This is a genomic window from Streptococcus infantis SPAR10 (assembly GCF_000279535.1).
In the GTDB taxonomy this organism is placed as follows: domain Bacteria; phylum Bacillota; class Bacilli; order Lactobacillales; family Streptococcaceae; genus Streptococcus; species Streptococcus infantis_I.
Genome location: NZ_ALCH01000010.1, coordinates 1 through 20504, shown reverse-complemented (window position 1 = coordinate 20504; position 20504 = coordinate 1). Strand labels below are relative to the sequence as shown.

The following is a 20504-nucleotide window of genomic DNA, read 5'->3' as shown; positions in this document are numbered from 1 at the left end:
TATGAAGCAAGCTTATATAATAATTGCCCATAATAAGTTTGAGCAATTAGAGTTTTTAATTTCATTGCTAGATTATAAGCAGCATGATATTTTTGTAATTATAGATAGTAAGGTTAGCGTTGATGAATCTACTATTAATTCGCTTAAGTCCTGTACAAGATTTTCGAAAGTGATATTTGTAGATAGAACTCCCATTTACTGGGGGAATTATTCACTGGTATCTGCAGAATTACTAGGATTTCGATGTGCGTATAATCAAGATAATTATAGTATGTTTCACTTGTTGTCAGGTGTAGACTTACCTTTAGTGCCAGCTGAAGAGTTATTTGACTTTTTTGAACAACACAAATGCAAAAATTTTTTGAGTATAGTTTCTGATGAAATTTTTGAATCAAATAAAATATATGACCGAGTTCGATTTAAATATTTGTTTCCGAACCTCTTAACAAGAAATATCGAAAACAAGTTTTTCAGAAAGTTTGTATCATATTACCGTAAACTAGAGATTAAAATCCAACGTTTAATAAATATTGATTGCTTTAAAAAATATAATATGAAGTTAGGCTATGCTTCGAATTGGGCATCTATTAATCAGGGATTAGTTAGAATATTACTTCAAGAAGAAGAAAATATTAAAAAAATATTCAAAAATTCAATAGTGAATGATGAATTATTTATCCCTACTATAATGTATAAGCATAATCTAATGGGGACATTGTATTCTTCTTCTCCTATAACAGATGCACCAAGTGATTTTCAAGGAAATCTCCGATATATTAATTGGTGGGATGGAAACCCATATACATGGACTGATTCTGAACGTGATTTGGAACAATTAAAACGTGGAAAAGAATTAGGTCATAAATTTTCTAGAAAATTTGATTTAGATAAATATCCAAATCTCAAAAAAGAGATTTTAACGATTATAAATGGAACGGGTTGAGATGAAAGTACTTAAAAACTACGCCTACAACCTTTCTTACCAGTTGTTGGTGATTATACTCCCTATCATTACGACCCCCTATGTGACGCGAGTATTTTCTTCAGATGATTTAGGGATCTATGGGTATTTTAACTCGATTGTTACCTACTTTATTCTCTTAGCGACCCTGGGAGTTGCCAACTATGGGACCAAGGTCATTTCAGGGCATCGCAAGGAAATTGAAAAAAACTTTTGGGGAATCTACTCTCTGCAATTAGGTGCAACAGTTCTTTCTATGTCCTTGTATGCTCTTCTTTGTCTGACTCTTCCCTTTATGCAAAATCCGGTAGCCTACATTCTAGGCTTGAGTTTAGTTTCAAAAGGCTTGGATATATCCTGGCTCTTTCAAGGCTTAGAGGATTTTCGAAAGATTACTGTTCGAAACATCACGGTTAAAATCGTTGGGGTTACCTCTATCTTTCTCTTTGTCAAATCTGCAAACGACCTATATCTTTATGTTTTTTTACTAACCATATTTGAACTTTTGGGGCAACTAAGTATGTGGTTGCCTGCTCAAGAGTTTATCGGTAGACCTCATTTTGACATAGAATATGCTAGGCATCATTTGAAACCCGTCATCTTATTGTTCCTTCCACAAGTGGCGATTTCCTTGTATGTAACGCTAGATCGTACCATGCTTGGAGCCTTAGCCTCTACAAAGGATGTAGGGATTTATGACCAGGCTCTAAAGTTGGTAAATATCCTTCTGACCCTGGTAACTTCCTTGGGGAGTGTTATGTTGCCACGTGTCGCTCATTTGTTAGCGACAGGTGATCATAAGGCAGTCAATAAGATGCATGAAATGTCCTTCCTCATTTATAATTTAGTCATTTTTCCAATGATGGCAGGGATCTTGATTGTCAATGATGATTTTGTTCAGTTTTTCCTTGGTCAAGATTTTCAGGATGCACGCTATGCAATTGCCATTATGATCTTCCGTATGTTCTTTATCGGTTGGACCAATATTATGGGAATTCAGATATTGATCCCTCATAACCGAAATAAAGAATTCATGATTTCGACAACGGCTCCTGCAATTATCAGTGTAGGATTAAACCTATTATTCCTTCCTAAACTTGGTTATATCGGAGCAGCCATTGTTTCTGTCTTAACAGAGGCGCTAGTGTGGGCGATTCAATTGTACTTTACCCGCAGATACCTAAAAGAAGTTCCTATTATTGGTTCTATGACAAAAATTATTCTAGCATCAGCTATCATGTATGGCATTTTGCTAGGTTCAAAAACAGTAATACATTTTTCGCCAACCCTAAATGTTCTAGTTTTTGCAGTGCTTGGCGGAATCATTTATCTTTTTGCAATTCTATCTCTGAAAGTGGTAGATGTAAAAGAATTAAAACAAATTATTAAGAAATAATGGAGTTAACTATGTACGACTATCTTATCGTTGGTGCAGGTTTGTCTGGAGCAATCTTTGCACATGAAGCTACAAAACGTGGAAAAAAAGTAAAAGTGATTGACAAACGTGATCACATCGGTGGAAATATCTACTGTGAAAATGTTGAAGACATCAATGTTCACAAGTATGGTGCCCACATTTTCCATACTTCTAATAAAAAAGTGTGGGACTATGTGAACCAGTTCGCTGAATTCAATAACTATATCAACTCACCAGTGGCTAACTACAAGGGAAGCCTCTACAATCTTCCTTTCAACATGAATACCTTTTATGCCATGTGGGGAACCAAGACACCACAAGAAGTTAAGGACAAGATTGCAGAGCAAACGGCTGACATGAAAGATGTTGAGCCTAAAAATCTTGAAGAACAAGCCATCAAGTTGATTGGTCCGGATATCTATGAAAAATTGATCAAGGGCTATACAGAAAAGCAATGGGGACGTTCTGCAACAGACCTTCCTCCATTTATCATCAAGCGTCTTCCGGTGCGTTTGACCTTTGATAACAACTACTTTAACGACCGTTACCAAGGGATTCCAATCGGTGGCTATAACGTCATTATCGAAAACATGTTAGGCGATGTAGAAGTAGAACTTGGGGTTGATTTCTTCGCCAATCGTGAAGAGCTGGAAAAATCAGCTGATAAAGTTGTCTTTACAGGTATGATTGACCAGTACTTTGACTACAAACATGGGGAGTTAGAATACCGCAGCCTTCGATTCGAGCACGAAGTCTTGGATGAGGAAAATCATCAAGGGAATGCTGTGGTCAACTATACAGAGCGTGAGATTCCTTATACTCGTATCATCGAACACAAGCATTTTGAGTATGGTACTCAACCGAAGACGGTTATCACTCGTGAGTACCCTGCTGATTGGAAACGTGGAGACGAACCATATTACCCAATCAACGATGAAAAGAACAACGCTATGTTTGCTAAGTATCAAGAAGAAGCAGCCAAAAATGACAAGGTCATCTTCTGTGGACGTCTGGCAGACTACAAATACTACGACATGCATGTCGTTATTGAGCGTGCTCTTGAAGTCGTTGAGAATGAATTTTCATAAAAAGAGGCTAGTTTCTAGCTTCTTTTTTCTTTTTTTGGAAGATAAAAATGAACGATAATAGCATGTAAAAAGGGGGCGTATAGCCGAGTGTATTTTGATATCATCCTTGCCTTGAAAATGAATAGGAAAATAATTGCAAATAGATAAATAAGTATTGGAAATGATAGGAATTTTCATAGCCATTTTTCAGCTTTTCTGACATTTTTACACTGTTTTTTATAGAAAAAATAAAAAAGAAGGACTTGTAATGGAATATTAAAATAAATTTAATGAAAAACCTTCGATAAAATCACAAAAAATTAGGCACGAATCATATTTTTGTGATATAATATTCTGTGAATAGCTATGCCTTCTTGTAGCTGTTAAAAAATCAAAGTGTGAAACTTGGAAGATAGAGAGGACGCAATGTAATGACTAGAAATGGTTTCTTTACAGGCTTAGATATTGGAACAAGCTCAATTAAAGTGTTAGTTGCTGAGCTTGTAGATGGTGAAGTAAATGTAATCGGTGTTAGTAACGCCAAAAGTAAAGGTGTCAAGGATGGGATTATCGTTGACATCGAAGCCGCAGCAACGGCTATCAAATCTGCTATTTCTCAAGCAGAAGAAAAAGCAGGAATTTCAATTAAATCAGTGAACGTTGGACTTCCAGCAAACTTGTTGCAAGTGGAACCAACTCAAGGAATGATTCCTGTAACATCAGATACAAAAGAAATTACAGATCAAGATGTCGAGAATGTAGTCAAATCAGCTTTGACCAAGAGCATGACACCTGATCGTGAAGTGATTACGTTTGTGCCAGAAGAATTTGTAGTAGACGGTTTCCAAGGTATTCGTGACCCACGTGGTATGATGGGTGTTCGTTTGGAAATGCGTGGGCTTCTCTATACAGGTCCAAGAACCATTCTTCACAACCTTCGTAAAACTGTAGAACGTGTTGGAGTTCAAGTTGATAATGTGATTATTTCACCACTTGCAATTGTAAACTCTGTTCTTAACGAAGGTGAACGTGAGTTTGGAGCGACTGTTATTGATATGGGTGGTGGCCAAACAAGTGTTGCTACTATCCGTAATCAAGAACTTCAATACACAAATGTTTACCAAGAAGGTGGCGATTACGTCACTAAAGACATTTCAAAAGTTCTTAAAACTTCTAAAAAGATTGCAGAAGGTTTGAAACTTAACTACGGTGAAGCTTATCCGCAACTTGCAAGCAAAGAAACTTTCCAAGTTGAAGTGATTGGTGAAGTAGAACCTGTTGAAGTTACAGAAGAATACTTGGCTCAAATTATTTCAGCTAGATTGAAACACATCTTTGAACAAATCAAACAAGATTTGGAAAGAAGACATTTGTTGGACTTGCCAGGAGGTATTGCTCTGATTGGTGGGAATGCTATTCTGCCAGGTATCGTTGAGCTTGCCCAAGAAGTACTTGGAGTTCGTGTGAAACTTTATGTTCCAAACCAAGTGGGTATCCGCAATCCTGCATTTGCTCATGTGATTAGTTTGTCAGAATTTGCTGGAAGTCTTACAGAAGTGAATGTTTTGGCTCAAAGAGCTATCAGAGGAGATCAAGTTCTACGTCAACAACCAATTGATTTCAGAACTTCAAGTCAGGAAAAACCTGCAGCTTCTCAACGTTCAGTGTTTGGTACAACTTCAACTGAATCAGCAGAACCAACTTATACTGCTGAATCAGCAACTCCAAATCAATCAGAAGAAAAACCAAAATTAACTGAGCGATTCCGTAGCTTAATCGGAAGCATGTTTGATGAATAGGATAGAGGAATAAAATATGACATTTTCATTTGATACAGCAGCAGCACAAGGTGCAGTAATTAAAGTAATTGGTGTCGGTGGTGGCGGTGGAAACGCCATTAACCGCATGGTTGACGAAGGCGTTTCAGGTGTTGAGTTCATCGCAGCCAACACAGATGTACAAGCCTTGAGCAGTACAAAAGCTGAAACAGTTATCCAACTTGGTCCAAAATTAACTCGTGGACTTGGTGCTGGAGGACAGCCTGAAGTTGGTCGTAAGGCTGCTGAAGAAAGCGAAGAAGTAATTACTGAAGCTATCAGTGGTGCAGATATGGTCTTCATCACTGCTGGTATGGGTGGTGGTTCTGGTACAGGTGCTGCACCAGTTATCGCTCGTATCGCTAAAGGTTTAGGTGCTTTGACTGTCGGTGTTGTGACACGTCCATTCGGTTTCGAAGGAAGCAAACGTGGTCAATTCGCAGTCCAAGGAATCAACGAACTTCGTGAACATGTTGATACTCTCTTGATTATCTCAAACAACAACTTATTAGAAATTGTTGACAAGAAAACGCCACTTCTTGAAGCTTTGTCTGAAGCAGATAACGTTCTTCGCCAAGGTGTTCAAGGGATTACAGATTTGATTACAAATCCTGGTTTGATCAACTTGGACTTCGCTGACGTGAAGACTGTAATGGCAAACAAAGGAAATGCCCTTATGGGTATTGGTATCGGTAGCGGAGAAGAGCGTGTTATCGAAGCGGCTCGTAAAGCTATCTACTCACCACTTCTTGAAACAACTATTGATGGAGCAGAAGATGTTATCGTTAACGTAACTGGTGGTTTGGATATGACTTTGATTGAAGCGGAAGAAGCTTCTGAAATCGTCAATCAAGCTGCTGGGCATGGCGTAAATATCTGGCTCGGTACTTCTATTGATGAATCAATGAAAGATGAAATCCGTGTAACTGTTGTTGCTACTGGAGTTCGTCAAGATGCAGTCGAAAAAGTTGTAGCGCCACAACCAAGACAAGCGTCATTCCGTGAACCAGTAAAATCTGGACATACACACACTTATGACCGCCATTTTGATTTGGCAGAAACAGCTGAACTTCCAACTCCTTCACAACGTCACACTGAAGCGCCTAAAGCATCAGCTTTTGGTGATTGGGACTTGAGACGTGATTCAATTGTTCGTCAAGGTGAGTCAGTCGTATCACCAGTTGAGCGTTTTGAAGCACCATCTTCTGACGAAGATGAGTTGGAAACACCACCATTCTTTAAAAACCGTTAATAGAGATGGATTTAAAAGAAAATACAAATCAGGTATTTCAACAGGTTACAAAAGCAATTCAAGAAACCGGCCGTGAAGACGGTTCGGTTTCTGTAATTGCCGTAACAAAATATGTTGATATTGCAACTGCAGCAAATTTGATTGACCAAGGAGTCAAACACATCGGTGAAAACCGTGTTGACAAATTTCTTGAAAAGTATCATGCTTTAAGTGATAAAGATGTTACTTGGCACTTGATTGGTAGCTTACAAAGAAGAAAAGTCAAGGATGTTATTCCTTTTGTTGATTATTTTCACGCTTTAGATTCTTTGAAATTAGCTCAAGAGATTCAAAAACGTGCCGATCGAACAGTTAAATGTTTTTTGCAGGTCAATATTTCTGGAGAGGAAAGCAAGCATGGTTTTTCAAAAGAAGAACTATTGACAGTCTTGTCCGACTTGTCTAGCTTGGATCAAATCGAGTATGTTGGTCTCATGACCATGGCTCCCTTTGAGGCCCAAACAGAAGAGTTGCAAAAAATCTTTAAAGAAACGCAAGAGTTGCAACAATACATTCGTGAACAACAATTCCCCAATATGCCAATGACAGAACTAAGTATGGGAATGAGCCGTGACTATAAAGAAGCGATTCAGTGTGGCTCAACTTTTGTTCGAATTGGTACAGCATTTTTTAAATAGGAAATAATCATGTCATTAAAAGATAAATTTGATAAATTTATAGATTACTTTACAGAAGATGGAGATGAAGTTGCTTCAGAAGTTGTAGCTGCACAACCTGAACGTTCACTAGCTTCGGTTCCTCAAAAAAGAGAATTGCCAAAGCAAGCTGCTGCTCAAGATTCTTCTTCAGTCGAAACAAAAGAGAAAAATATTACAAAACTTCATGCCCGTCAGCAACAACTAGCAATTGAAAGCCATCACTCTACTGAAAAAGTAACCATCGATGTTCGTTACCCACGCCGTTATGAAGATGCAACAGATATTGTTGATTTGTTGGCTGGAAATGAAAGTATCTTGATTGACTTCCAATATATGACAGAAGTTCAAGCTCGTCGTTGTTTGGATTACTTGGATGGAGCACGTCATGTCCTTGCTGGTGAGTTAAGAAAAGTAGCGAACACAATGTATCTTTTGACACCTGTTGGTGTTGTGGTAAACATTGAAGATATTCGTTTACCTGAAGAAGCTCAAAGCGAAGAATACGACTTTGACATGAAGAGAAATAGAGTACGTTAATGTTTCTAATAATTCGTTTTATCCAAAATGCTACAGATATCTATTCACTGATACTTGTAGCTTTTGCTCTATTATCATGGTTTCCAAATGCCTATAACACACAGTTGGGGAAATTTTTAGAGACTTTGTGTAAACCAATTCTTGAACCTCTAAAACGTCTACCTCTTCAAATCGCAGGTTTGGATTTCTCTGTTTGGATAGCTCTAATTCTCTTGCGCATGATTAGTCGCTATCTTATCAATTTGCTAGTCATATTATGAGCAAGGAACTTTACCAACATTTCGCAACGGAGGATATTCCATTCATCGATAAGGGGTTGGAGTGGTTGAGTCAAGTCGAGGAGCACTATGCACCGATTTTATCTCCTTTTATAAATCCTCACCAAGTATTTATCTTGGAAACTTTAGGAAATAATAGAGGGATAAAAGTCTTCTCTAGTACGAGTTATATCTCTTCGGAATACGCTAGGGTTATTTTAGCGCCCGATTACTTCACGCCAAGTTTGGAAGATTTTGAAATGACCTTGCTTGAGATCGTGTATCCCAGCAAGTTTCAGCAACTGACCCATTCAAAGATATTGGGTACAGTTCTCAATCGATTAGGTATTGACCGTAAGTTATTCGGAGACATTCTGGTGACAGAAGATAAAGCCCAAATTATTGTCGATCGAAGATTTACCACTCTTTTCCAAGATGGAATTCAAAAGATTTCCAAGTTGCCTGTAAGTTTAGTAGAACGTCCTTTTTCAGATATGATAGAATCCAAAGATGACTATCAAGAAAAAGAAGTCTTGGTTTCAAGTCTTCGTCTGGATACCTTCTTATCTAGCATATTGAAATTATCTCGTTCCCAAACTTCGGCCATGGTTGAAAAAAAGTTGGTTCAAGTCAACTATCATATAGTTGAAAAATCGGACTATCCGGTAAAAATTGGTGATTTAATCAGCGTCAGACGCTTTGGTCGAATTATCTTACTTAAAGAAAACGGTCAAACCAAAAAGGATAAGAAAAAATTAACAGTCCAGCTACTATTAAGCAAGTGAGAATAAACATGTCGATTACACCACAAGAAATTACTGATAAAGAATTCTCAAGAAAATTCAGAGGCTACGATCAGGAAGAAGTTGACCTATTTCTAGATAAGATTTATTTTGAATTAGAGGAATTAATCCGAAACAAAGAGGAAACTGAACTCTACATCAAAAAACTAGAAGAACGTCTTTCCGACTATACGACTGATATTCCTAAAAGAACAGTAACAAACGAGCAAGAACCAGAAGCAATTCATGATTCTATTTTTTATTAAATAAGTGAGGAAAAATATGCCAATTACATCGTTAGAAATTAAGGATAAAACCTTTGGTGTTCAGTTTAGAGGTTTTAACCGTGAAGAAGTTGATGAATTTTTAGATATTGTTGTTCGTGACTATGAAGATTTGGTTCGTAGTAATCATGAAAAAGAACAGCACATTAAAAATTTAGAAGAGCGTCTATCTTATTTTGATGAAATCAAAGATTCATTGAGTCAGTCAGTATTGATTGCTCAAGACACAGCTGAACGTGTGAAACAAGCTGCGAACGACCGTTCTAATAACATCATTAAGCAGGCTGAGCAAGATGCCCAACGCTTGCTTGATGAAGCAAAATATAAAGCCAATGAAATTTTGCGACAAGCAACAGATAATGCTAAAAAAGTTGCTGTAGAAACTGAAGAGTTGAAGAACAAGAGTCGCGTCTTCCACCAACGTTTGAAATCAACAATCGAAAGTCAGTTGGCTATTGTTGATTCATCAGATTGGGAAGAAATTTTGCGTCCGACTGCAACTTATCTTCAAACGAGCGACGAAGCATTCAAGGAAGTCGTCCAAGAGGTTCTAGGTGAAGATGTATCTTCATATCATGATGAAGAACCAATTGACATGACTCGTCAATTTTCTCCAGAAGAAGTTGCAGAACTTCAAGCGCGTATTGAAGCTGCTAACAAAGAATTGTTAGAGGCTGAACAAGCTGCTGAAGAGTCAACTGAAGTTGAAGTTCTGCCAGCTGCTGAAACTCCTGTTGAGCCAGCACATGAGGAAGGACCTCAAGATGATGCTGACACTCAACAAGAATCAGTTCTAATTTTATAAGAATCTCATTAGAGAACAAGAATTTATCAATCAAATTTCTAGCGAGTAGGAGATGGTGGAAGTCCTACAATCCCTGTTGGTAAGTTTATCCTCTCTTAGTATCAAATCTGAAAATAGTAAGATTTGACGTTGCCCACGTTACGGGAAAAGAGGGAAAGAGACTAGGTCTTTTTCCGAACAAAGGTGGTACCACGATTTTCGTCCTTTTTGCGAGTCGTGGTTTTTATATTATCAATTTACATTAAAGGAGTAAACATGAAACTTAAAGAAACCCTCAATCTTGGGAAAACAGAATTTCCAATGCGTGCTGGTCTTCCGACCAAAGAGCCAGTTTGGCAAAAGGAATGGGATGAAGCTAAACTTTATCAACGTCGTCAAGAATTAAATGAAGGAAAACCGCATTTCACGCTTCATGATGGTCCTCCGTATGCCAACGGGAACATCCACGTAGGACATGCCATGAACAAGATCTCTAAAGATATCATTGTTCGTTCTAAGTCTATGTCAGGCTTTTATGCACCTTACATCCCAGGTTGGGATACTCATGGTTTGCCAATTGAACAAGTTTTGGCAAAACAAGGTGTTAAACGCAAAGAAATGGACCTTGTTGAATACTTGAAACTTTGCCGTGAATACGCTCTGTCTCAAGTAGATAAACAACGCGAAGACTTTAAACGTTTGGGTGTTTCTGGTGACTGGGAAAATCCATATGTAACACTAACTCCTGACTATGAAGCAGCGCAAATCCGTGTCTTCGGTGAAATGGCTAATAAAGGCTATATCTACCGTGGAGCGAAGCCTGTTTACTGGTCATGGTCATCAGAGTCAGCCCTTGCTGAGGCGGAAATTGAATACCACGACTTGGTTTCAACATCCCTTTACTATGCCAATAAGGTCAAAGATGGCAAAGGTGTTCTAGACACTGATACTTATATCGTCGTTTGGACAACAACTCCATTCACCATCACAGCTTCTCGCGGTTTGACAGTCGGTGCGGATATTGATTACGTCTTGGTGCAACCAGCTGGCGAAACTCGTAAGTTTGTGGTTGCTTCAGAATTGTTGAACAGTTTGTCTGAGAAATTTGGTTGGGCAGATGTTCAAGTTTTGGCTACTTACCGTGGTTCAGAATTGAACCAAATTGTGACAGAGCACCCATGGGATACAGCAGTAGATGAACTCGTTATCCTTGGTGACCATGTTACAACTGATTCTGGTACTGGTATCGTCCATACAGCTCCTGGTTTTGGTGAGGATGACTACAATGTCGGTGTTGCCAATGGGCTTGAAGTTGCTGTGACTGTTAACGAACGCGGGATCATGATGGCCAATGCTGGAGCAGAGTTCGAAGGTCAATTCTACGACAAGGTTGTGCCAACAGTTATTGAAAAACTTGGTGATTTACTTCTTGCTCAAGAAGAAATCTCTCACTCTTACCCATTTGACTGGCGTACGAAAAAACCAATCATCTGGCGTGCAGTGCCTCAATGGTTTGCTTCTGTATCTAAATTCCGCCAAGAAATCTTGGACGAAATTGAAAAAGTGAAGTTCCACTCAGAGTGGGGTAAAGTCCGTCTTTACAACATGATTCGTGACCGTGGTGACTGGGTCATCTCTCGTCAACGTGCTTGGGGAGTTCCTCTTCCAATCTTCTATGCAGAAGATGGTACACCAATCATGACAGCTGAAACCATCGAGCATGTAGCTCAACTCTTTGAAGAACATGGTTCAATCATCTGGTGGGAACGTGATGCCAAAGACCTCTTGCCAGAAGGATTTACACATCCAGGTTCACCAAATGGCGAGTTCAAGAAAGAAACAGACATCATGGACGTTTGGTTTGACTCAGGTTCATCATGGAATGGTGTCGTAGTTAATCGCCCCGAACTTAAATATCCAGCAGACCTCTACCTAGAAGGTTCTGACCAATATCGTGGTTGGTTCAACTCATCTCTCATCACATCTGTGGCTAATCATGGTGTAGCACCATACAAACAAATCTTGTCGCAAGGTTTTGCCCTTGACGGTAAAGGTGAGAAGATGTCTAAATCTCTTGGGAATACCATTGCTCCAAGCGATGTTGAAAAACAATTTGGTGCGGAAATCTTGCGTCTCTGGGTAACAAGTGTTGATTCAAGCAACGACGTACGTATCTCTATGGATATCTTGAGTCAAGTTTCTGAAACTTACCGTAAGATCCGTAACACCCTTCGTTTCTTGATTGCTAACACTTCTGATTTTAACCCAGCTGAAGATGCAGTAGCTTACGAAGAACTTCGTTCTGTTGATAAGTACATGACTATCCGTTTTAATCAGCTTGTTAAGACCATTCGTGACGCTTATGCAAACTTCGAATTCTTGACAATCTATAAAGCCCTAGTGAACTTTATCAACGTTGATTTGTCTGCTTTCTATCTTGACTTTGCCAAAGATGTTGTCTACATCGAAGGTGCAAAATCTCTCGAACGCCGTCAGATGCAAACAGTCTTCTATGACATCCTTGTGAAAATTACCAAACTCTTGACACCAATTCTTCCTCACACTGCAGAAGAAATCTGGTCATATCTCGAGTTTGAAACAGAAGACTTTGTTCAATTATCAGAATTACCAGAAGCTCAAACTTTTGCCAACCAAGAGGAAATCTTGGATACATGGGCAGCCTTTATGGACTTCCGTGGACAAGCTCAAAAAGCCTTGGAAGAAGCACGTAATGAAAAAGTGATTGGTAAATCACTTGAAGCTCACTTGACAGTTTATCCAAATGAAGTAGTGAAAACTCTTCTTGGAGCTGTTGATAGCAATGTAGCCCAACTCTTGATCGTCTCTGAATTGACCATCGCTGAAGGATCAGCTCCAGAAGCTGCAGTGGCCTTTGAAGATGTAGCCTTCACAGTTGACCGTGCGGCTGGTGAAGTTTGTGACCGTTGTCGTCGTATCGACCCAAGTACAGCAGAACGTAGCTACCATGCAACTATCTGCGATCACTGTGCAAGCATCGTTGAAGAAAACTTTGCGGATGCAGTAGCAGAAGGATTTGAAGCTAAATAGTCTAACAAAAATACAGGAGTTACTCCTGTATTTTTTTAAAAATTAAAACTTTAATAAAAATATGGTATAATATACCTTATTAGAATAAAAGGAGATATTTATGAAGACAAAAACACTAGCACAAGTAGATGGCTTTATTGGTATTATTGCAGGGGCAATTTTAGCTTTCTTACCAATTTTTATGGTATTTCTTGCAGCCATTTCTGAAGACGAAGATGCTGCAGGGCTAATTTTGGGCATTATTTTCATTGTTTTCTCTTTAGTGAAAATTGCAACCCTCATTCTTGGAATTCTCTCACTTGTCTACTATAAGGATGACAATCGTATTTCACTAGCACCATCGATTCTATTTATCGTAGGATCTGTAGTTGCCTTGATTCCTTTCCTTGGGTGGATTGGTGGAATCGTCCTTGTCATCGGTGGAGCTTTGTACCTAGCAAGCTTGAAACAATTTAGAATTGAAGAATAAATTATTTTTTAGGGAAGAGTCCATGAGCTCTTCTCTTTTTAGTTGATTTTAACTAGCTTTTTTGTGAAAAATTGTGTAAAATAGAATAGATAAACGAGGGCAACCTCGAAAAATAAAAGGAGAATCCAACTAATGGTAAAATTGGTTTTCGCTCGCCACGGTGAGTCTGAATGGAACAAAGCTAACCTTTTCACAGGATGGGCTGACGTAGATCTTTCTGAAAAAGGTACTCAACAAGCTATCGATGCTGGTAAATTGATCAAAGAAGCTGGTATTGAATTTGACCAAGCTTACACTTCAGTATTGAAACGTGCAATCAAAACAACTAACCTTGCACTTGAAGCATCTGACCAACTTTGGGTTCCAGTTGAAAAATCATGGCGCTTGAACGAACGTCACTACGGTGGTTTGACTGGTAAAAACAAAGCTGAAGCTGCTGAACAATTTGGTGATGAGCAAGTTCACATCTGGCGTCGTTCATACGATGTATTGCCTCCAGCAATGCCTCGTGATGATGAGCACTCAGCTCACACTGACCGTCGTTACGCTTCACTTGATGACTCAGTAATTCCAGATGCTGAAAACTTGAAAGTGACTTTGGAACGTGCCCTTCCATTCTGGGAAGATAAAATCGCTCCAGCACTTAAAGATGGTAAAAACGTATTCGTAGGTGCACACGGTAACTCAATCCGCGCCCTTGTAAAACACATCAAACAATTATCAGACGACGAAATCATGGATGTGGAAATCCCTAACTTCCCACCATTGGTATTCGAATTTGACGAAAAATTGAACGTAGTTTCTGAATACTATCTTGGTAAATAATGTAAAATAGAGTCTAGGATTATTCCTAGGCTTTTTTTATTTTGAAAATAGGAAAATGCAGAGTGCAATTTAACTTGTCAAAGACAGGGATTCTTGTTATAATAGATAGGATGGAGGCGCTATGGCACTTAAAAAAGCAAGTTTAGCCTGTGCGGTTTGTGGTTCAAGAAACTACTCAATTAAAATTAGTGGGAATCCAAAACCGACTCGCTTAGAAGTAAATAAATTTTGTAAACATTGTGGTAAATACACAACACATCGAGAAACGAGATAGGAGATAAGAATGGGTTTTATTAAGGATATCTTTACACTTCTTAAAGATACAACTTGGCCAACTCGAAAACAAAGTTGGGTAGATTTCAAATCTATCATGGAATACACTGCCTTCTTTGTTGTCATCATTTATATTTTTGACCAGTTAATCGTTAGCGGATTAATCCGATTCATTAACATTTTTTAAGATAGTATAAATAGGCTGAAAGAAGTTTACCATTAAGAAAGGAAAAAAGATGGATAGTTTTGATAAAGGATGGTTTGTCCTACAAACATATTCTGGTTATGAAAATAAAGTAAAAGAAAATCTCTTGCAACGTGCACAAACATATAATATGTTGGATAATATCCTACGTGTGGAAATTCCAACTCAAACTGTGCAAGTTGAAAAAAATGGGAAGAAAAAAGAAGTTGAAGAAAATCGCTTCCCAGGATATGTCCTTGTAGAAATGGTTATGACCGATGAAGCTTGGTTTGTGGTTCGTAATACACCAAACGTTACGGGATTTGTTGGCTCACACGGAAACAGATCTAAACCAACTCCGCTTTTGGAACAAGAAATCAGAGATATCTTGGTATCAATGGGACAAACGGTTCAAGAATTCGATATCAATGTTGAAGTTGGTCAAACAGTTCGAATCATTGACGGTGCCTTTGCTGATTACACAGGAAAAATTACTGAAATTGATAATAACAAAGTGAAAATGATTATTTCAATGTTTGGTAATGATACAGTAGCAGAAGTAAACTTGAATCAAATTGCTGAATTGTAATATCAGTTACTTATCTACTTGTGAATCTAGAATTCTGTCAACTAATTTTTAAAAAACTAGTTGACAGGATTCTAAAAGTAGGTATAATAGAAAGAGTTGAAAAAGCTCAAGGTCCGTTGGTCAAGGGGTTAAGACACCGCCTTTTCACGGCGGTAACACGGGTTCGAATCCCGTACGGACTATGGGTGTATCGCGGTTGATGGAAATAGGATTTAAAAAGTTAAAAAAACCTGTTGACAGAGAAAAGTGACTGTGATATACTAATATAGTTGTCGTAAGCGCGACAAAGACCTTTGAAAACTGAACAAGACGAACCAATGTGCAGGGCACTACAACATGAAGTTGTAGTACTGAACAATGAAAAAACAATAAATCTGTCAGTGACAGAAATGAGTGAGAACTCAAACTTTTAATGAGAGTTTGATCCTGGCTCAGGACGAACGCTGGCGGCGTGCCTAATACATGCAAGTAGAACGCTGAAGGAGGAGCTTGCTCTTTCCGGATGAGTTGCGAACGGGTGAGTAACGCGTAGGTAACCTGCCTGGTAGCGGGGGATAACTATTGGAAACGATAGCTAATACCGCATAACAGTAGATATCGCATGATAGCTGCTTGAAAGGTGCAATTGCACCACTACCAGATGGACCTGCGTTGTATTAGCTAGTTGGTGAGGTAACGGCTCACCAAGGCCACGATACATAGCCGACCTGAGAGGGTGATCGGCCACACTGGGACTGAGACACGGCCCAGACTCCTACGGGAGGCAGCAGTAGGGAATCTTCGGCAATGGACGGAAGTCTGACCGAGCAACGCCGCGTGAGTGAAGAAGGTTTTCGGATCGTAAAGCTCTGTTGTAAGAGAAGAACGAGTGTGAGAGTGGAAAGTTCACACTGTGACGGTATCTTACCAGAAAGGGACGGCTAACTACGTGCCAGCAGCCGCGGTAATACGTAGGTCCCGAGCGTTGTCCGGATTTATTGGGCGTAAAGCGAGCGCAGGCGGTTAGATAAGTCTGAAGTTAAAGGCTGTGGCTTAACCATAGTACGCTTTGGAAACTGTTTAACTTGAGTGCAAGAGGGGAGAGTGGAATTCCATGTGTAGCGGTGAAATGCGTAGATATATGGAGGAACACCGGTGGCGAAAGCGGCTCTCTGGCTTGTAACTGACGCTGAGGCTCGAAAGCGTGGGGAGCAAACAGGATTAGATACCCTGGTAGTCCACGCCGTAAACGATGAGTGCTAGGTGTTAGACCCTTTCCGGGGTTTAGTGCCGTAGCTAACGCATTAAGCACTCCGCCTGGGGAGTACGACCGCAAGGTTGAAACTCAAAGGAATTGACGGGGGCCCGCACAAGCGGTGGAGCATGTGGTTTAATTCGAAGCAACGCGAAGAACCTTACCAGGTCTTGACATCCCTCTGACCGCTCTAGAGATAGAGTTTTCCTTCGGGACAGAGGTGACAGGTGGTGCATGGTTGTCGTCAGCTCGTGTCGTGAGATGTTGGGTTAAGTCCCGCAACGAGCGCAACCCCTATTGTTAGTTGCCATCATTCAGTTGGGCACTCTAGCGAGACTGCCGGTAATAAACCGGAGGAAGGTGGGGATGACGTCAAATCATCATGCCCCTTATGACCTGGGCTACACACGTGCTACAATGGTTGGTACAACGAGTCGCAAGCCGGTGACGGCAAGCTAATCTCTTAAAGCCAATCTCAGTTCGGATTGTAGGCTGCAACTCGCCTACATGAAGTCGGAATCGCTAGTAATCGCGGATCAGCACGCCGCGGTGAATACGTTCCCGGGCCTTGTACACACCGCCCGTCACACCACGAGAGTTTGTAACACCCGAAGTCGGTGAGGTAACCTTTTAGGAGCCAGCCGCCTAAGGTGGGATAGATGATTGGGGTGAAGTCGTAACAAGGTAGCCGTATCGGAAGGTGCGGCTGGATCACCTCCTTTCTAAGGATAAGGAATGCACATTGGTCTTGTTTAGTCTTGAGAGGTCTTGTGGGGCCTTAGCTCAGCTGGGAGAGCGCCTGCTTTGCACGCAGGAGGTCAGCGGTTCGATCCCGCTAGGCTCCATTGGTGAGAGATCACCAAGTAATGCACATTGAAAATTGAATATCTATATCAAATAGTAACAAGAAAATAAACCGAAAACGCTGTAGTATTAATAAGAGTTTATGACTGAAAGGTCAAAAAAGTAAGGTTAAGTTAATAAGGGCGCACGGTGGATGCCTTGGCACTAGGAGCCGAAGAAGGACGTGACAAACGACGATATGCCTTGGGTAGCTGTAAGTAAGCGATGATCCAGGGATTTCCGAATGGGGGAACCCAACAGGTACTACCTGTTACCCATATCTGTTAAGGATATGAGGAGGAAGACGCAGTGAACTGAAACATCTAAGTAGCTGCAGGAAGAGAAAGCAAAAGCAATTGCCTTAGTAGCGGCGAGCGAAACGGCAGGAGGGCAAACCGAAGAGTTTACTCTTCGGGGTTGTAGGACTGCAATGTGGACTCAAAGACTATAGAAGAATGACATGGGAAGGTCAGCCAAAGAGAGTGAGAGCCTCGTATTTAAAATAGTCTTTGTACCTAGCAGTATCCTGAGTACGGCGAGACACGTGAAATCTCGTCGGAATCTGGGAGGACCATCTCCCAACCCTAAATACTCCCTAGTGACCGATAGTGAACCAGTACCGTGAGGGAAAGGTGAAAAGCACCCCGGGAGGGGAGTGAAATAGAACCTGAAACCGTGTGCCTACAACAAGTTCGAGCCCGTTAATGGGTGAGAGCGTGCCTTTTGTAGAATGAACCGGCGAGTTACGATATGATGCGAGGTTAAGTTGAAGAGACGGAGCCGTAGGGAAACCGAGTCTGAATAGGGCGCTTTAGTATTATGTCGTAGACCCGAAACCATGTGACCTACCCATGAGCAGGTTGAAGGTGCGGTAAGACGCACTGGAGGACCGAACCAGGGCACGTTGAAAAGTGCTTGGATGACTTGTGGGTAGCGGAGAAATTCCAAACGAACTTGGAGATAGCTGGTTCTCTCCGAAATAGCTTTAGGGCTAGCGTCGACATCAAGATTCTTGGAGGTAGAGCACTGTTTGGGTGAGGGGTCCATCCCGGATTACCAATCTCAGATAAACTCCGAATGCCAATGAATTATGGTCGGCAGTCAGACTGCGAGTGCTAAGATCCGTAGTCGAAAGGGAAACAGCCCAGACCACCAGCTAAGGTCCCAAAATAATTGTTAAGTGGAAAAGGATGTGGGGTTGCACAGACAACTAGGATGTTAGCTTAGAAGCAGCTATTCATTCAAAGAGTGCGTAATAGCTCACTAGTCGAGTGACCCTGCGCCGAAAATGTACCGGGGCTAAAACAATTTACCGAAGCTGTGGATACCTTTATAGGTATGGTAGGAGAGCGTTCTATGTGTGGAGAAGGTGTACCGTGAGGAGCGCTGGAACGCATAGAAGTGAGAATGCCGGTATGAGTAGCGAAAGACAGGTGAGAATCCTGTCCACCGTAAGACTAAGGTTTCCAGGGGAAGGCTCGTCCGCCCTGGGTTAGTCGGGACCTAAGGAGAGACCGAAAGGTGTATCCGATGGACAACAGGTTGATATTCCTGTACTAGAGTATGTAGTGATGGAGGGACGCAGTAGGCTAACTAAAGCAGACGATTGGAAGTGTCTGTCTAAGCAGTGAGGTGTGAATTGAGTTAAATGCTTAATTCTATAACATTGAGCTGTGATGGGGAGCGAAGTTTAGTAGCGAAGTTAGTGACGTCACACTGCCAAGAAAAGCTTCTAGCGTTTAACATACTCTACCCGTACCGCAAACCGACACAGGTAGTCGAGGCGAGTAGCCTCAGGTGAGCGAGAGAACTCTCGTTAAGGAACTCGGCAAAATGACCCCGTAACTTCGGGAGAAGGGGTGCTGACTTTACGTCAGCCGCAGTGAATAGGCCCAAGCAACTGTTTATCAAAAACACAGCTCTCTGCTAAATCGTAAGATGATGTATAGGGGGTGACGCCTGCCCGGTGCTGGAAGGTTAAGAGGAGTGCTTAGCGTAAGCGAAGGTATGAATTGAAGCCCCAGTAAACGGCGGCCGTAACTATAACGGTCCTAAGGTAGCGAAATTCCTTGTCGGGTAAGTTCCGACCCGCACGAAAGGCGTAATGATTTGGGCACTGTCTCAACGAGAGACTCGGTGAAATTTTAGTACCTGTGAAGATGCAGGTTACCCGCGACAGGACGGAAAGACCCCATGGAGCTTTACTGCAGTTTGATATTGAGTGTCTGTACCACATGTACAGGATAGGTAGGAGTCTATGAGATCGGGACGCCAGTTTCGAAGGAGACGATGTTGGGATACTACCCTTGTGTTATGGCCACTCTAACCCGGATAGGTGATCCCTATCGGAGACAGTGTCTGACGGGCAGTTTGACTGGGGCGGTCGCCTCCTAAAAGGTAACGGAGGCGCCCAAAGGTTCCCTCAGAATGGTTGGAAATCATTCGCAGAGTGTAAAGGTATAAGGGAGCTTGACTGCGAGAGCTACAACTCGAGCAGGGACGAAAGTCGGGCTTAGTGATCCGGTGGTTCCGTATGGAAGGGCCATCGCTCAACGGATAAAAGCTACCCTGGGGATAACAGGCTTATCTCCCCCAAGAGTTCACATCGACGGGGAGGTTTGGCACCTCGATGTCGGCTCGTCGCATCCTGGGGCTGTAGTCGGTCCCAAGGGTTGGGCTGTTCGCCCATTAAAGCGGCACGCGAGCTGGGTTCAGAACGTCGTGAGACAGTTCGGTCCCTATCCGTCGCGGGCGTAGGAAATTTGAGAGGATCTGCTCCTAGTACGAGAGGACCAGAGTGGACTTACCGCTGGTGTACCAGTTGTCTTGCCAAAGGCATCGCTGGGTAGCTATGTAGGGAAGGGATAAACGCTGAAAGCATCTAAGTGTGAAACCCACCTCAAGATGAGATTTCCCATGATTTTATATCAGTAAGAGCCCTGAGAGATGATCAGGTAGATAGGTTAGAAGTGGAAGTGTGGCGACACATGTAGCGGACTAATACTAATAGCTCGAGGACTTATCCAAAGTAACTGAGAATACGAAGCGTGATTATTTTAAGTGAAATTTGAAAGATATTCAATTTTGAGTATGTATTACTCAAAGTTAAGTGACGATAGCCTAGGAGATACACCTGTACCCATGCCGAACACAGAAGTTAAG

The 20504-nt window shown here is 41.2% G+C and carries 17 protein-coding genes, 2 tRNA genes, 3 rRNA genes, 1 pseudogene and 1 other annotated feature; all 23 genes and pseudogenes read left to right on the top strand.

What is annotated here, in order from left to right:
• Position 1: 1 nt before the first annotated feature.
• Positions 2 to 943 (top strand): beta-1,6-N-acetylglucosaminyltransferase, encoded by a 942-nt coding sequence (locus SPAR10_RS10550; protein ID WP_004254140.1) that lies wholly within the window; start codon positions 2 to 4, stop codon positions 941 to 943.
• Between the two features lies 1 nt (position 944).
• On the top strand, positions 945 to 2357 hold the full coding sequence (locus SPAR10_RS10545; RefSeq protein ID WP_004254138.1) for a flippase: 1413 nt from the start codon (positions 945 to 947) through the stop codon (positions 2355 to 2357).
• 11 nt (positions 2358 to 2368) lie between these two features.
• On the top strand, positions 2369 to 3466 hold the full coding sequence (gene glf, locus SPAR10_RS10540) for a UDP-galactopyranose mutase (RefSeq protein WP_004254137.1): 1098 nt from the start codon (positions 2369 to 2371) through the stop codon (positions 3464 to 3466).
• Between the two features lie 410 nt (positions 3467 to 3876).
• Positions 3877 to 5068 (top strand): annotated as a pseudogene (gene ftsA / locus SPAR10_RS10535) (cell division protein FtsA); the annotation flags it as partial.
• Positions 5059 to 5244, top strand: a complete 186-nt coding sequence (locus SPAR10_RS11375; RefSeq protein WP_390899508.1) for a cell division protein FtsA C-terminal domain-containing protein — start codon at positions 5059 to 5061, stop codon at positions 5242 to 5244. The pseudogene ftsA and the gene SPAR10_RS11375, both read left to right, overlap by 10 nt.
• A gap of 16 nt (positions 5245 to 5260) precedes the next feature.
• Positions 5261 to 6514, top strand: coding sequence for a cell division protein FtsZ (gene ftsZ / locus SPAR10_RS10530; RefSeq protein WP_004254133.1), 1254 nt, complete (start codon positions 5261 to 5263; stop codon positions 6512 to 6514).
• Positions 6515 to 6519: 5 nt separating this feature from the next.
• The gene (locus tag SPAR10_RS10525; RefSeq protein ID WP_004254131.1) at positions 6520 to 7191 is read left to right on the top strand and encodes a YggS family pyridoxal phosphate-dependent enzyme; all 672 of its coding nucleotides are present in this window, start codon (positions 6520 to 6522) and stop codon (positions 7189 to 7191) included.
• 9 nt (positions 7192 to 7200) lie between these two features.
• Positions 7201 to 7749, top strand: a complete 549-nt coding sequence (locus SPAR10_RS10520) for a cell division protein SepF (protein ID WP_004254130.1) — start codon at positions 7201 to 7203, stop codon at positions 7747 to 7749.
• A complete protein-coding gene (locus tag SPAR10_RS10515) occupies positions 7749 to 8009 on the top strand; it encodes a YggT family protein (protein WP_004254129.1) in 261 nt (86 codons plus the stop codon). The genes SPAR10_RS10520 and SPAR10_RS10515 overlap by 1 nt, the downstream gene beginning before the upstream one ends.
• The gene (locus tag SPAR10_RS10510) at positions 8006 to 8791 is read left to right on the top strand and encodes a YlmH family RNA-binding protein (protein ID WP_004254128.1); all 786 of its coding nucleotides are present in this window, start codon (positions 8006 to 8008) and stop codon (positions 8789 to 8791) included. Before SPAR10_RS10515 ends, SPAR10_RS10510 begins: the two co-directional genes overlap by 4 nt.
• Before the next feature lie 8 nt (positions 8792 to 8799).
• Positions 8800 to 9054 carry a DivIVA domain-containing protein gene (locus SPAR10_RS10505; protein WP_004254113.1) on the top strand — a complete coding sequence of 85 codons (255 nt, stop codon included), beginning with the start codon at positions 8800 to 8802 and terminating at the stop codon, positions 9052 to 9054.
• Between the two features lie 16 nt (positions 9055 to 9070).
• Positions 9071 to 9877 carry a DivIVA domain-containing protein gene (locus SPAR10_RS10500; protein WP_004254111.1) on the top strand — a complete coding sequence of 269 codons (807 nt, stop codon included), beginning with the start codon at positions 9071 to 9073 and terminating at the stop codon, positions 9875 to 9877.
• Positions 9875 to 10086: a binding site (T-box leader), on the top strand. (Overlaps the previous gene by 3 nt.)
• A gap of 46 nt (positions 10087 to 10132) precedes the next feature.
• Positions 10133 to 12925 (top strand): isoleucine--tRNA ligase, encoded by a 2793-nt coding sequence (ileS, locus tag SPAR10_RS10495; RefSeq protein WP_004254109.1) that lies wholly within the window; start codon positions 10133 to 10135, stop codon positions 12923 to 12925.
• 100 nt (positions 12926 to 13025) lie between these two features.
• Positions 13026 to 13394, top strand: a complete 369-nt coding sequence (locus tag SPAR10_RS10490; protein WP_004254107.1) for a hypothetical protein — start codon at positions 13026 to 13028, stop codon at positions 13392 to 13394.
• Positions 13395 to 13526: 132 nt separating this feature from the next.
• Entirely contained in the window at positions 13527 to 14219 is a 693-nt protein-coding gene (locus SPAR10_RS10485; RefSeq protein ID WP_004254105.1) for a phosphoglycerate mutase, read from the top strand.
• A 121-nt stretch (positions 14220 to 14340) separates the two neighbouring features.
• Entirely contained in the window at positions 14341 to 14493 is a 153-nt protein-coding gene (gene rpmG, locus SPAR10_RS10960) for a 50S ribosomal protein L33 (RefSeq protein ID WP_001809375.1), read from the top strand.
• A gap of 9 nt (positions 14494 to 14502) precedes the next feature.
• Positions 14503 to 14679, top strand: coding sequence for a preprotein translocase subunit SecE (gene secE / locus SPAR10_RS10480; protein ID WP_004254104.1), 177 nt, complete (start codon positions 14503 to 14505; stop codon positions 14677 to 14679).
• Between the two features lie 49 nt (positions 14680 to 14728).
• Positions 14729 to 15265, top strand: a complete 537-nt coding sequence (gene nusG / locus SPAR10_RS10475) for a transcription termination/antitermination protein NusG (RefSeq protein WP_004254102.1) — start codon at positions 14729 to 14731, stop codon at positions 15263 to 15265.
• A gap of 110 nt (positions 15266 to 15375) precedes the next feature.
• Positions 15376 to 15447: transfer RNA gene (locus tag SPAR10_RS10470), tRNA-Glu, on the top strand.
• A gap of 226 nt (positions 15448 to 15673) precedes the next feature.
• Positions 15674 to 17221: ribosomal RNA gene (locus SPAR10_RS10465) — 16S ribosomal RNA — on the top strand.
• 50 nt (positions 17222 to 17271) lie between these two features.
• Positions 17272 to 17344, top strand: a tRNA-Ala gene (locus tag SPAR10_RS10460).
• Between the two features lie 125 nt (positions 17345 to 17469).
• Positions 17470 to 20369: ribosomal RNA gene (locus SPAR10_RS10455) — 23S ribosomal RNA — on the top strand.
• A gap of 78 nt (positions 20370 to 20447) precedes the next feature.
• Positions 20448 to 20504 (top strand): 5S ribosomal RNA (gene rrf, locus SPAR10_RS11385); the annotation flags it as partial.